The following is a 13055-nucleotide window of genomic DNA, read 5'->3' on the forward strand; positions in this document are numbered from 1 at the left end:
TCACAAAAAAGGGCTATAGCCCTTTTTAGATTAGAAAGGAGGATTTAACATGCTTATAGAACTTACAGCCCTTCATTGGATATATGTTGCCTTTATTATTCTAATCATAGGTTTTATGGTCATGAGAAGGGACACAACCATTGTTTGTATTATTGGTATATTCATAATTGCTCTGACAGCTACAGGCAGTTTAAGCCATTCCGTCAGCAGTATCTTTAACAGTTTTAGTTATGCTATTACAGAACTATTATCTACCATTCTTGTTATTTCGATTATTGTTGCGATGAGCCATACACTAACCTCTACCGGGATTAATGATGTGATGATTTCACCCTTTCGAAAATTAATCCGCAATCCAGGTCTTGCCTATTGGACCATTGGGATATTAATGATGGTTATTTCTTGGTTCTTTTGGCCATCTCCGGCGGTTGCCCTGCTAGGCGCTGTCCTGCTACCAGTGGCAATAAGAGCTGGACTTCCTGCACTCGGGGTAGCCATGGCCATGAACTTGTTCGGACACGGGATTGCATTATCAGGTGACTTTGTCATCCAAGCAGCCCCTAAACTTACGGCGGATGCTGCCGGACTTCCTATCCAGGATGTCATTGATGCCAGTATTCCATTAGTCTTTATTATGGGGGCAGTGACCACAATTACAGCCTTCTATTTTTTAAAGAGGGATTTGAAACGTGGAACCCTTCAAACATCTTCTTTCATAATAAAAGATTTGTCCGGAGAGGACGGTAACAAACCCGCTCTTTTAACACTCAACCAAAGACGTTTCTTCGCCATATTGGTCCCAATTTTATTTGCCGCAGACGTAACATCCATGTCCATACTTGATTTAAAAGGTGGAGATGCAACTTCCTTAATTGGTGGAACCTCTCTCCTTATTCTTCTTCTTATTTCCCTCACCACACATAAAAACAAAGGTCTTGAAAAGACAACTCAATATTTAATTGAAGGTTTCCAATTTGGATTTAAAGTGTTTGGACCTGTGATACCAATTGCAGCATTCTTTTATTTAGGTGATAGTGGTTTCACAACTATCATTGGAGATTATTTACCGAAATCTTCTCAAGGAATTGTTAACGATTTAGGGATCGCTCTTGCAAACATTGTTCCACTAAGTAAAGAAGTGGGTGCAGTTACACTCACCACAGTTGGGGCGATTACCGGTTTAGATGGTTCTGGATTCTCCGGGATTTCACTCGCTGGGTCCATTGCTAGTCTGTTTGCAGCAGCTATTGGAAAAGGTGCCGCAACACTTACTGCCCTTGGTCAAATTGCAGCTATCTGGGTAGGCGGCGGAACCTTGGTGCCATGGGCCTTAATCCCCGCAGCCGCCATTTGTAATGTCGACCCGTTTGATTTGGCTAGACGAAACCTCATTCCTGTCGTAGTTGGTCTAGTTGTTACAACTATTGTCGCAATGTTTCTTATCTAAAAATAAGAAGGCCCGCATCAGCTGGGCCTCTTTTTCGTATAGCGCTGTTTAAAGTTTTTATATAAAATGATCCAAATAGACGCCCAAATAAAGCCAAAGGCATACCCTCCTATCACATCAGAAGGGTAATGGACATGTAATATAATTCTACTTGCCCCGATCAAGAGTAATATTACTGACGCTAAAATTGAAAACAGCCATTTGGCCTTTTTCATTTGGATAGCTTCACTTAGTAAATAAACGCTCGTAAAGTAAAGCACCATTCCCACCATCGCATGACCGCTGGGAAAACTATAACCTTCAGCCGGAGCTAGGTACTCTAATTCAGGCCTTGGACGGACAAACAAATCCTTTAATAATTTATATGCTTCATTCCCTAAAGCAAGCGATAATGCCAGCATGGCCGCCCCGGGATAATTCCTCTTTTTTAACAGTAACCACACTAACATAACCAACGCTACAATGCCAATCCCTATCTTATCACCCATCTCTGTCACTGCACTAAAAAATGGAATAAACTTAGGAGGTACATGTGAAAACAACCCAGCTATAAAGGCATCCATCCAAAAAGTACTGTGTAAAGCCACCTTAATAGATATGTACAAAACAATTAAAACAGCGATTATTAGAAAAATAATTGATTTATTTTTCATAAACATCCCCCACCCCTATGACTCTCTTTTTCTGCATACTTTTAAAAGTATAAAAAAAATCACTTTAAAAATCTATATAATGATATTAAAAGTGTTAAAATTGTTTGAAAATACATTCTTATATTTTACTTATAAGGGGGATGACATATGTTGAAAAATCTATTTACTAAATTAGAAGGTTACTATGATGAAATGATCTCCATTCGGCGCTATCTCCATCAGCATCCTGAATTATCCTTTCAGGAATATAACACGGCTAAATTTATTCAAGAATATTACGAGAAATTAAATATAGAAGTTATAGGTCAAGTCGGCGGTAATGGGGTGGTGGCAAAAGTTTATGGTAAAAAACCCGGCAAAACAGTGGCATTACGTGCAGATTTTGATGCTTTACCGATCCAAGATGAAAAGGATGTTCCATATAAATCCTTAGTACCAGGTGTCATGCATGCTTGTGGACATGATGGACATACAGCCACCCTTCTTGTTCTTGCGAAAACAATCTATGAGCTTAGGGATGAACTGGAAGGGAACTACGTATTTATTCATCAACATGCCGAAGAATATGCACCAGGCGGGGCCGCGAGCATGATTGAATCAGGCTGCTTAGAAGGGGTAGATGTCATTTTCGGTACACACCTATGGGCAAGTGAACCGACTGGTACGATCCAATACCGAACAGGCCCAATTATGGCAGCAGCAGACCGTTTTGAATTAGAGATCCAAGGAAAAGGCGGTCATGGAGCACAGCCCCATAAAACTCGAGATGCCATTGTTACAGCTTCACAGCTTGTTATAAATCTTCAACAAATTGTCAGCCGCAAGGTTAATCCAGTTGATGCAGCGGTTGTAACGGTTGCCTCATTTATAGCTGAAAATGCCTTTAATGTTATTGCTGACAAAGTAAAGTTAACTGGGACAGTTCGTACATTTAATGAAGAACTAAGACAGTTTATTGAAGAAGAAATGGAAAGAATTATTCATGGTACATGTTATGCATCAGGAAGTTCCTATCAGTTTGACTTTATTAGAGGTTATCCTGCTGTAGTTAACCATGAAAAAGAAACCGAGTTTCTCATCCGTTGTGCACAGTTTGTTTCGGAGGTCCAAACAATCGAAGAAACAGAGCCGCAAATGGGTGGAGAAGATTTTGCTTATTACTTAGAAAAGGTTCCAGGCACTTTCTTTTTCACTGGTGCAAAACCAAAACAAGGAGAAGATGGTTACCCGCATCATCATCCAAAATTTGATATTGATGAGAAAGCCATGTTAATTGCAGCTAAAACACTAGGCTCTGCTGCATTGAATATCCATAAAGAGTAAATATTTAAAGCCCCTAACTTTAAAGTTCAGGGGCTTTCTGCAGCAGTCTTAAGCGGTAACAATTCATTGCTGTTTCTCCTAATGTTTTTAAAAGATTATTATTTGCATAGGCTCCCACAAACGCCCCTATTCCTGGAACAAGCTGAAATAGTTTGGCAAGGTCAATATAATCCCTATATTCCTGCTGAAACTTCCGCCAATCCATTTCTACAAGTTCTTTCTTCCTCATTTCCCATTGTTCAATTTCTGTTAACGTATTTTTACGAATTTCATTGCTAGAAAAAGCTAATTGAAATACATGAAGTATAAATAATCTCTCTTCATATTTCCTTGTATCAAATCCATAAATCGCAGCTGCCTCAAACAAAAATTTCATTTTAATTGTTAAGAGTAAAGGAAAATCGGCAAGCCCCAACAAAATCCCGCCAGCCCCTGTTCCCGCTCCTTCTACAACAGCTGTTTTTTGATAGACAGCTATCTTTTTTCGAATGAGTTCATCTTTTTCCATTAAGCTTAACCCGTTAGCCTGGTCTTTATTGGTCGTGAGCTGCGATCCCAATAATGTAGCCTTTACCATAGCCTTTATGCTTTCTGTCATCATTTCGTGAACCTTTTCAGGTATCCATTCATTTATTTTGACTTGGGCTTTTTTCGATAACCGATTCATCATCCCTGAACGTCTTATTAGTCTTCTTTTCCATTCCTGTACCTCTTCGAAGACATTTACTTCATATTCATTCAATCGGCCCCACTCCTCTCTATTTATATTTATGTTTGAATACGGGAGTAACCAACCAATAGTTTTAAAAAAAATCCCCATTAAGGGGATCTGTTATTTTTTCAGACGGCTTTTACTGTAAAAATAGACGAAGAGATAGCTAAACACCAGCCCTAAACCTAAAACAAGCAGAGAATACAGCCACTCTCCCTTTAGCAAAATCGATAAAGCAAAAATAAGAGCCTGAAACACTAAAATGATCAGTAAAAGAAAATGAAAGGAAGCAGTCTTTTCTTTCTCTGAAACTGGATATAAATCAACCCAAAGCTTATTTTGATGGTGATTCCATAAAGGCAGCAACTGAAATCCTGTTAGGTATAAAAACAAAATGGTAAGTATTAGTTGTCCGATTCCAAACGAAAGAAAATAGATGGAAAGGACTCCAATGATTGTTAAACGGACAAACAGTCCAAGATAGTCCGACGACCGCAAAAATGTCCTTGAGAACAGATACAAATAAGTTTTTTCTTGTCTAAATGAAATTTTACTGATAAACAAATCAAGGTATTTTCTTCTTTTAACCGTAGCCTTTAATTTTGGTACATCCGTAAACAAATTGGCCAGCCGATAAAAAGAGGCCATTCTCTTTTCTTCTGCCTCTATTAGCAGGTCCCATTTTAACCCCATTTTCCGTGTCCTAACATGAAAGGAATAATAATAAAAAACCATAATTAATCCGATTACCAAGAGTATTATAAGATTTGCCTGTTTAAACAAGAGGTAGGAAAATACGGCATTTGTTAAATATCGGACAAGAAAATCCCATCGATGAACAACAGAGTCTACATAAAATTGGATTTTCCAGGCAGCCGCTAAATTCCATGCTTTTATCAGCAGCAAAACAAGAAAAAAAGGAATAAATAATCCGAAGCCATTCCCGCTGACGTGCGCATACATTGGCATTAAGACAGCGAAAGCCAATAATAGGATATATCCTTGAAATACGAAGCTGGCTATCCCGGAACGCAGGAAATACCCTTTTAAGTTATCCTCTAGCGGTAGTAAAAACACCTTGTCCGCTTCTAGTAAAAAATTGTAAACAGGACTATGCGTTAAAAATATTCCGAGTATGACTGCTAGTATCAACGCTGCCGGGAAACTAGATGAAAGCGTCTTAATCCATTCTTGGTAATAAAAAGCGGCGGACCCAATTAAAAAAAGTAACACAATGACAAGATGACCGTTGAAGATGTAACGTAAATATCTTCCTAAATCCTTCATTCGACCGCCGGCGCGGTCTCTCCACAGCTTATTTTCATCAAACATAATTTTCTTCCTTTGTTAATTGAATATACAAATCATCTAAAGAGGCTGTCGGCATTGAAAATTCTTTCCTTAATTCGGAAAGTGTTCCTTTGGCCCGAATTTTCCCTTCGTGTAAAATAACGAAACGATCACAATACTTTTCAGCTGTCGCGAGAATATGGGTGGACATTAGTATACCTGCACCGTTTTCTTTCATTTTTTTCATTAAATCAAGAAGTGATTGAATACCTAGCGGATCAAGGCCAACAAATGGTTCATCTACTATATAAAGGGATGGCTGAACCAAGAAGGCACACATAATCATCACTTTTTGTTTCATTCCTTTTGAAAAATGGGCTGGAAACCAATTTAATCGTTTTTCCATCCGAAATTCCTTTAGCAATGGGGCAACCCTTTCCTTATATGTGGATTCCTCTAATCCATAAGCCATGGCTGTTAACCTCAAGTGCTCCTCCAAGGTAAGTTCCTCATATAATACTGGGGTCTCAGGAACAAATGTAAATAAACGGCGGTAGGCTTCTTTATTATCTAGAAATGACTGACCATTAATTTTAATGATACCTTGATGTGGTTCCATAAGCCCTATAATATGTTTAATGGTGGTACTTTTCCCTGCCCCATTTAAACCAATAAGGCCGACGATTTCATTTTCGCTTACTTCAAAGGAAACATCCTTTAAAACGGGATTTCTCGTATACCCGCCAACAAGATGATCAATAGTTAATAAAGCCATATTTTAAACGTCCTTCCGTCACAGTTTATCGCTTTCACAAACAATTCTTTCACGTACGATGATTTATAACCGTGGATTCCATTTTTTCTAATTTTATCAAATAACTCCTGATAAAAATAGGAATTCAATTTTTCATAAACTTTTTTGAATAAAACTTTATGAAACGGACATCATAATATTCGAAGGGGAAATAACTTATTCCGATGAAGTGATTTCATCAAAATTTGAGATGAGGTGTCTGTCAAAGACAATTTCCTTTCAAACAAGTGAGCTTCTATTCGTTTTAAAAAGGGGATGGTTGTTTTGTACAATGTGCATGGTAACCATTTAGAGTTCAAGTAACACCAGCTGTTTATCTAAAATAAACTGCAAATGAGGTGTTTACCGCAGATCACGACCCGTTTTTAAAGGTTAGGTAACCAATAAAAACATATAGGGGATGGTCAGCTTGAACAATGATGTATCTTTATAAAAAAACACTTTACAAAAAATGAGGTGTTTATCAAAGAACATTCCTATTTAATGAACGCAGTTTGAAGCATTCCCCTTCGGGAAGGCAGGATTCCACGCGGATCCTGTCTTTTTCTTTTACGCTTAATTATGGTAAAATAATACAAACATTTTTAAAAGGGGCTGTATTTATGAGTAATTGTATATTTTGTAAAATTGTTAATGGAGAAATTCCAGCAGCAAAAGTTTTTGAAAATGAACATGTTTTGGCGTTTTTAGACATCAGTCAAGTGACGAAAGGACATACTCTTGTTATTCCAAAAGTACATAAAGAAAACCTTTATGAGCTTACACCTGAAATTGCCAGAAACCTTTATGAAGTGGTACCTTCTATTGCCAATGCCATTAAGCAGGAATTTAATCCCATTGGTTTAAACTCCATTAATAATAATGGAGAGCACGCGGGACAATCTGTTTTTCACTTCCATTTACATTTGATTCCGCGCTATGGCAAAGGTGACGGCTTTGGGGCAGTTTGGAAAAATAATCAAAGTGATTATACCCCACAAATGTTACAAGACTTGGCTGCTAAGATAAAACAACAACTTTAGGTCAATTTTTTCTATCTAAACAATAATTTTCTGAAAATTATTTCTTTATCAATATTATAGTAATATGGTATAATGAGTATAAGTTTTTCGCTGTAGGCAATGAGTGCACTGCAGGAAAAACCAAATAGTTTAGAATAGCAGAGGAGAGATGAGAAAATGAATACAAAGAATCTGGTGGTTTTAGCACTTTTGGCGGGAATAGGGGTCGTTTTGCATACAGTAATGCCTGCTTTTCTTAGTATTAAACCGGATATGATGCTTGCCATGATGTTCTTAGGAATTATTCTTATTCCGGAAATTAAAAGTGTCATGCTGCTTGCAATTGTAACTGGTGTACTTTCTGGCATCACAACAAGTTTTCCTGGTGGTACAATACCGAATATTATTGAAAAACCGATTACTGCATTAATCTTTTTTAGTTTATTCTTAGTACTAAACAAATACCGTAATTCAATTATTAGTGTCGGGGTGTTAACAGCAATCGGTACATTGATCTCAGGAAGCGTGTTTTTAGGAGCAGCCTTTTTTATCGCAGGCTTACCTGCCCCATTTACAGCGTTATTCGTTGCAGCTGTATTACCGGCAACTGTACTAAATACTGTCGTTATGGTTATTTTGTATCCAGTAGCTCTATCGATTGTAAAGAGAACTAAATTAACGTCAGCTTCCGTGGTTCAAAAGTAATACACGGGACCTTTTTAAGAAAAGAACCCGATTGGGTTCTTTTCTTAAATTCCTTCTATTAAAAATTAGAAAGCATCAAAGCAATTAACAAAAAAATTGCGCCAAATCCGGCGAGTCCCGCTGCCCTTTTCTTTAACACTTGTTTAGGTGGATACACACCAGGTCTTTTTAATTTTACTAAATAGTTAAAAGTACTCAAAAGCATCAAAGCACTTAATAAAAAAAACACCACAGATGCAGTTTTCATTCCTTTGCCCCCCCTGTAATAATCAATTTTCGAACAATAGTTGTAACTATTTATATGTTTTACCGTCCATTCATATGAAAATCTTGATTAGGGGAAACGTAAAAGGGATTACTATACAAAAAAACTATATCTTAATTTAAATTTAGTTGCCTATCTGGAGGAAGTAAGTAAAATGAAAGCAAAACCTTTTCTATACGGATTTATGACCGGAGGACTTGCTGCAGGAATTAGTATCTTACTAGCTGCACCAAATTCAGGCAAAGAAACCAGGGGTAAGATCAAAAAGAATTCCCGGCTTGTTCTTGAACAACTACAAACTCTTAAGAACAACTTATTAGACTTAAAGAGTTCTGCCTTACAGGCAACAAAAGAAGGGCGTGCACAAATTTCTACTTTTTTATCTGAAGTTAAAATTGCTCTAGCTGTTTGGGAAGAAGAAATTCGTCCTCAACAGCAACAGATTCAGCGAGAAATTTTTGAAATGAAAGAAACCATAGAAGAATTAGAAGAACAAATTTTAGATAATAGTAAATAAAACTCTAGTGTTTACATTCTGAAAATTCTTTTATCAGTAGATAATTCACAAAATTTTTAAAAATCAAGATAAAAATTGCATGATTTCTAAAAATTTTGTGAATTTATACTTTATTAATTTTTATTTTATTGGCATAATGAAAATAGAGAAATTAAAAGTAGGTGAAAATGGGGATGACTGAGAAACAATATACGTTAAAGGAAGCGATGATTTTTAGTCAGCGAATTACACAATTAAGCAAAGCGCTATGGAAATCAATTGAAAAAGATTGGCAGCAATGGATTAAACCCTATGATTTAAATATTAATGAACACCATATTCTCTGGATCGCTTATCATTTGAATGGAGCTTCCATCTCAGACGTTGCAAAATTTGGAGTCATGCATGTCTCAACAGCTTTTAATTTTTCAAAAAAGTTAGAAGAACGAGGATTGCTGAAATTTTCAAAAAAAGAAAATGACAAGCGGAATACCTATATTCAACTTACAGACAAAGGTGAAGAGATTCTTCTTAAATCAATGGAAACGTATCAGCCAAACGGGAATGCAGCTTTTTCAGGGGCATTACCTCTTCGGGATTTATATGGCAAGTTTCCTGATATTATTGAGATGATGGCCATTGTCCGCAATATTTATGGTGAAGATTTTATGGAAATCTTCGAGCGTTCCTTTCATAATATTGAAAGTGAGTTTGTTGAAGAAAATGGCACATTGAAAAAGGCTAACAAAACGGAACAAGAACTCGTTTAAAGCTCCTGCCCTATAGGTACTTCTGTAACTCCTGAAAAAGAGGCTCAAATAATTTTTGCTGCAAGCATGCCTTTACGACTTCTTCTATTCTTAGATTAGCTGGCAACGATGCTGATAAAGCCTTCAGAAGCGGATGGAAATAAACATAACCCTCCGCTTTTTGTTCTGCCAGTTTCATGCTTATCTTTTCACACAACTGATAAAAACCATTTACTTCCTGCTCCGAAACCCCGTTTTCAATAATTAACCTATAAAAATGATTGTTTGGATTGTTTAGCAAATTTACTAATAGCCTCTGATGAAATTCAAGAAGATTTATCCTGTGCAACAGTAAATCATGTTCATTCATATTTACCGCCTCTTTCAATTCCTTACTTTATCTATGTTCATTATTCACCTTTTGAAGAGATGGGTAAACCTTTTTTTACTCAAGAAGCAAAAATAATTTCCAATTCTACAAAACTTCCATTCTTTTTTACTATCTTTTTTTAATTTTTTTTGTTATTGTATATAGAAAAGCGGAAGCAATCAATTAAAGCCATTTACCAGTGATATTTTTTAATTTACATTGCTGGGAAATATAATAGTAAACCATCTGGGAGGGAATCATCGATGATCTCCATTTTTATTGTCTTTGCCATCTTTATTTTATTCTATGTAAACAAAATGACCAACTCCCTTTGTATCCAAAAAGAGATACCAGAGGAGAATCAGCATAAGGTTTTCCGTACCATTAATGTACTTATAACCATTTTATTAATTTCATCCTATTTGGAAATCTTATATACATAATCCAAAGAATGAATGTTGGATATGTAAATAATAAACCTGTAACGAAAAAAAAGCGAAGCGATGAGTAAAGGCTCATCGCTTTTTGTTTTATTATACTTTCTTAGTAAATCCAAGAAGCACCAATGATAATCAATAAGATGAAAAGGACTACAACTAATGCAAATCCTCCACCGTAACCTGCACCACCAGACATAATTTAACCTCCCCTCTTTGTCATTTTGTTAAATTAATAAACCCAAGAAGCCCCAACAATAATCAATAGGATGAAAAGGACTACAATTAGGGCAAATCCTGCTCCATATCCTCCACTCATCATAAAACCTCCTTTTTCATTTGCTAAGATATACTATTCATGAAGGTTTAATTTCGTTTAGGCACTTAGCTTATTTTTTATGGAAAAGTCCACGAGGGTTATTTTGTTAGAAATTTCTATAAACACTTACACTTATATTTTTGCAGGTGTACCCATTTATGTTATAGTAAACATTGTGGACAACCTATTTCACAGAATTTAACTATTTAGGAGAGATTTCAGCATGAAAAAATGGATATTAGCCCTTACTATGGCTAGCGGTGTACTTGTACTAGGTGCATGTAATCAAGCCGGCTCTGATAAAGTGGCAGAAAGTAAGGCTGGGAATGTTACTCAAGAAGAACTATACAATACAATGAAGGACAAATACGGCCAACAAGCCCTTCAACAACTTGTATATGAAAAAGTCCTTTCTAAGGAGTACAAAGTAACCGATGCAGAGTTAAATGCAAAAGTGAGCGATTTGAAGGAACAGCTTGGTTCTAATTTCGATGCTACCCTCGCCCAATATGGTTATAAGAACGAAGCAGACCTTAAGAAAACCATGAAACTAGGTATGTTACAAGAAAAAGCTGCTATGAAGGATGTTAAAGTAACTGACAAAGAATTAAAGGACTATTATGCTTCGTATCAGCCTGATATTAAGGTTCGTCACATCCTTGTGAAAGATGAAAAAACAGCATTGGATGTTAAGAAACAACTTGATGGCGGAGCAAAATTTGAGGACCTTGCAAAAAAATATTCAACCGATACGGCTTCAGCTCAAAACGGCGGTGATTTAGGTACCATCAATAATACGAATAAAGATCAGTACGATGCCGATTTCATTAAAGGCGCTTATGCTCTTAAGGTAAATGAAATTAGCGCACCAGTAAAAACTCAGTTTGGTTATCATATCATTCAAGTTACTGAGAAAAAAGAGAAAAAGTCGTATAATGAAATGAAGAAAGATATTGAATATCAAGTGAAATCTTCAAAATTAACAAGCGATGACATTAATAAAGCGATGCAGCGTGAACTTAAAGCAGCTGATGTTAAAGTCAACGACAAAGACTTAAAAAATGCTCTAAATGCTACAACAGCAACACCTGCACAATAATTAAACAAGCGAAGACATAAGAAAGCGGAAGCACCGACTCGGGCTTCCGCTTTTGTTCTTTATTCTATAATTTTTGGTGCCATTTCTAACCTTTTATTCACCTGGTGCTCTCAATTCCTCACGCTTTTCCTTTTCACGTTCGAGCCGTTCAAGATAAATTTCTCCTTCACGCTCTATGTTTTCCATTTCTAATTGTCGCTCTTCCCGGCCTGTTTTTATTGCCATAAGAGCGCTAATTACAATTCCTGCCACTACTGCATAAATCCAAATAGGTATCGTCAATGTCTTTTGCCTCCTTCGCTAATGGTTGTCCACTTATAATTCTTTTTACTACAACATATTTCATACAGGTGAAAAATATTCGTTTATATACAAAAAAATAACCCTTAATGGGTTATTTTTTTGTTATTTGTGGAAAACCGGTTTATAAAAGGATCGGTTATCTAAAGCAAATATGCGTTCAGTAAACTCCCCTGGCTTGACTCTTTCTAACGCACGATCAAGCATATTCATTTTTGCATCCAAATTATCAATATAATGAAGGATTTCCGCTTCTTTTATTAAAGGTGGTTTAGGACTTCCCCACTCAGCTTTACCATGATGACTTAAAACTAGGTGCTGAAGGATTAATACTTCTTCACCTGAAATACCTAGTTCCTCAGCTGCTTTTCCAATCTCAGTAATCATGATGGTAATGTGGCCAAGTAAATTTCCTTCAATCGTATATACGGTTGAAATCGGACCTGAAAGCTCAATAACCTTTCCCATATCATGCAATATAACCCCAGCATAGAGTAAATCCTTATCAAGACTAGGATATAAAGACGCAATCGCTTTGGCCAAGTCCAGCATACTAATAACATGAAATGCAAGTCCTGAAACAAATTCATGATGGTTTTTGGTTGCTGCCGGATATTCTAAAAAAGCCTTTTGATGCTTTTTTATTAGATGACGAGTAATCCTTTGGATATTCGGATTTTTCATTTCAAAAATATATTGTGTTAACCTCCCCGCCATTTCTTCCTGACTAAGGGGTGCTGTCTCAAGGAAATCTTCAAGCTTTACGCCATCAGAAGGGCCTGTTTTCCGAATTTGGCGGATTTTCAACTGGCTTTTACCGCGGTAGTTTTGGACATCACCAAGGATTTTTACAATTGTCTGTGCTGCATAATTCTTTTCATCTTCTGCCCCGGCATCCCAAAGCTTAGCCTCAATTTCCCCGCTTTGATCTTGCAGTATTAGTGTCAAAAAAGGCTTTCCGTTACTAGCAATGCCTTTTGTCGAACTTTTGATGAGGAGGTATAATTCGACCTGTTCCCCAACGTCATACTGTAATATACCTTTGCTCAACCTTTCCACTCTCCCCTCTGATAAA

General features: G+C 36.6%; 18 protein-coding genes. 8 read left to right on the forward strand and 10 right to left on the reverse strand.

What is annotated here, in order from left to right; translation table 11 throughout:
* Positions 1–49: 49 nt before the first annotated feature.
* The gene (locus tag CVD27_RS17545) at positions 50–1447 is read left to right on the forward strand and encodes a hypothetical protein (protein WP_101649187.1); all 1398 of its coding nucleotides are present in this window, start codon (positions 50–52) and stop codon (positions 1445–1447) included.
* 17 nt (positions 1448–1464) lie between these two features.
* On the opposite strand, the gene CVD27_RS17550 is transcribed toward CVD27_RS17545, so the two are convergent.
* Positions 1465–2100 (reverse strand): phosphatase PAP2 family protein, encoded by a 636-nt coding sequence (locus CVD27_RS17550; RefSeq protein WP_180960335.1) that lies wholly within the window; start codon positions 2098–2100, stop codon positions 1465–1467.
* Between the two features lie 147 nt (positions 2101–2247).
* On the opposite strand from CVD27_RS17550, the gene CVD27_RS17555 reads away from it, so the two are divergent.
* The gene (locus CVD27_RS17555) at positions 2248–3423 is read left to right on the forward strand and encodes a M20 family metallopeptidase (protein ID WP_101649189.1); all 1176 of its coding nucleotides are present in this window, start codon (positions 2248–2250) and stop codon (positions 3421–3423) included.
* Positions 3424–3442: 19 nt separating this feature from the next.
* Here the strand turns inward: CVD27_RS17555 and CVD27_RS17560 are convergent, their stop codons facing one another.
* The 3 genes from CVD27_RS17560 to CVD27_RS17570 all read right to left on the reverse strand — a co-directional run bounded on the left by CVD27_RS17560 (position 3443) and on the right by CVD27_RS17570 (position 6200).
* Positions 3443–4165, reverse strand: coding sequence for an EcsC family protein (locus tag CVD27_RS17560; RefSeq protein ID WP_101649190.1), 723 nt, complete (start codon positions 4163–4165; stop codon positions 3443–3445).
* Between the two features lie 90 nt (positions 4166–4255).
* Complete coding sequence (locus CVD27_RS17565; RefSeq protein WP_101649191.1) at positions 4256–5467, reverse strand: ABC transporter permease; 1212 nt, start codon at positions 5465–5467, stop codon at positions 4256–4258.
* Positions 5460–6200: an ABC transporter ATP-binding protein gene (locus tag CVD27_RS17570; protein ID WP_101649192.1), complete on the reverse strand. Its 741-nt coding sequence runs from the start codon at positions 6198–6200 to the stop codon at positions 5460–5462. Before CVD27_RS17570 ends, CVD27_RS17565 begins: the two co-directional genes overlap by 8 nt.
* 641 nt (positions 6201–6841) lie before the next feature.
* Between CVD27_RS17570 and CVD27_RS17575 the strand changes: the two genes are divergently transcribed.
* Complete coding sequence (locus tag CVD27_RS17575; protein ID WP_101649193.1) at positions 6842–7261, forward strand: HIT family protein; 420 nt, start codon at positions 6842–6844, stop codon at positions 7259–7261.
* Positions 7262–7417: 156 nt separating this feature from the next.
* Positions 7418–7945 carry a tryptophan transporter gene (locus CVD27_RS17580; protein ID WP_101649194.1) on the forward strand — a complete coding sequence of 176 codons (528 nt, stop codon included), beginning with the start codon at positions 7418–7420 and terminating at the stop codon, positions 7943–7945.
* A 58-nt stretch (positions 7946–8003) separates the two neighbouring features.
* Here the strand turns inward: CVD27_RS17580 and CVD27_RS17585 are convergent, their stop codons facing one another.
* Complete coding sequence (locus CVD27_RS17585; protein WP_101649195.1) at positions 8004–8192, reverse strand: hypothetical protein; 189 nt, start codon at positions 8190–8192, stop codon at positions 8004–8006.
* Between the two features lie 172 nt (positions 8193–8364).
* Here CVD27_RS17585 and CVD27_RS17590 point away from each other — a divergent pair, with 172 nt between their 5' ends.
* Positions 8365–8727, forward strand: coding sequence for a YtxH domain-containing protein (locus tag CVD27_RS17590; RefSeq protein WP_101649196.1), 363 nt, complete (start codon positions 8365–8367; stop codon positions 8725–8727).
* A gap of 173 nt (positions 8728–8900) precedes the next feature.
* Positions 8901–9476 (forward strand): HTH-type transcriptional regulator Hpr, encoded by a 576-nt coding sequence (locus tag CVD27_RS17595; RefSeq protein WP_101649197.1) that lies wholly within the window; start codon positions 8901–8903, stop codon positions 9474–9476.
* 10 nt (positions 9477–9486) lie between these two features.
* Here the strand turns inward: CVD27_RS17595 and CVD27_RS17600 are convergent, their stop codons facing one another.
* Complete coding sequence (locus tag CVD27_RS17600) at positions 9487–9825, reverse strand: DUF1878 family protein (protein ID WP_101649198.1); 339 nt, start codon at positions 9823–9825, stop codon at positions 9487–9489.
* A 263-nt stretch (positions 9826–10088) separates the two neighbouring features.
* Here CVD27_RS17600 and CVD27_RS17605 point away from each other — a divergent pair, with 263 nt between their 5' ends.
* Positions 10089–10268, forward strand: coding sequence for a hypothetical protein (locus CVD27_RS17605; RefSeq protein WP_098529757.1), 180 nt, complete (start codon positions 10089–10091; stop codon positions 10266–10268).
* Positions 10269–10368: 100 nt separating this feature from the next.
* On the opposite strand, the gene CVD27_RS17610 is transcribed toward CVD27_RS17605, so the two are convergent.
* Positions 10369–10461, reverse strand: coding sequence for a YjcZ family sporulation protein (locus tag CVD27_RS17610; protein WP_040204450.1), 93 nt, complete (start codon positions 10459–10461; stop codon positions 10369–10371).
* Between the two features lie 33 nt (positions 10462–10494).
* Positions 10495–10581 (reverse strand): YjcZ family sporulation protein, encoded by an 87-nt coding sequence (locus CVD27_RS17615; protein WP_180960339.1) that lies wholly within the window; start codon positions 10579–10581, stop codon positions 10495–10497.
* 223 nt (positions 10582–10804) lie between these two features.
* Here CVD27_RS17615 and CVD27_RS17620 point away from each other — a divergent pair, with 223 nt between their 5' ends.
* Positions 10805–11680 carry a peptidylprolyl isomerase gene (locus tag CVD27_RS17620; protein ID WP_101649200.1) on the forward strand — a complete coding sequence of 292 codons (876 nt, stop codon included), beginning with the start codon at positions 10805–10807 and terminating at the stop codon, positions 11678–11680.
* A 93-nt stretch (positions 11681–11773) separates the two neighbouring features.
* Here CVD27_RS17620 and CVD27_RS17625 read toward each other — a convergent pair whose 3' ends face one another.
* Positions 11774–11962, reverse strand: coding sequence for a sporulation YhaL family protein (locus CVD27_RS17625; RefSeq protein WP_101649201.1), 189 nt, complete (start codon positions 11960–11962; stop codon positions 11774–11776).
* 123 nt (positions 11963–12085) lie between these two features.
* The gene (gene yhaM / locus CVD27_RS17630; protein WP_101649202.1) at positions 12086–13030 is read right to left on the reverse strand and encodes a 3'-5' exoribonuclease YhaM; all 945 of its coding nucleotides are present in this window, start codon (positions 13028–13030) and stop codon (positions 12086–12088) included.
* Positions 13031–13055: the final 25 nt, after the last annotated feature.

This window comes from Neobacillus cucumis, assembly GCF_002860255.1.
Classification (GTDB): Bacteria; Bacillota; Bacilli; order Bacillales; family Cytobacillaceae; genus Neobacillus; species Neobacillus cucumis_A.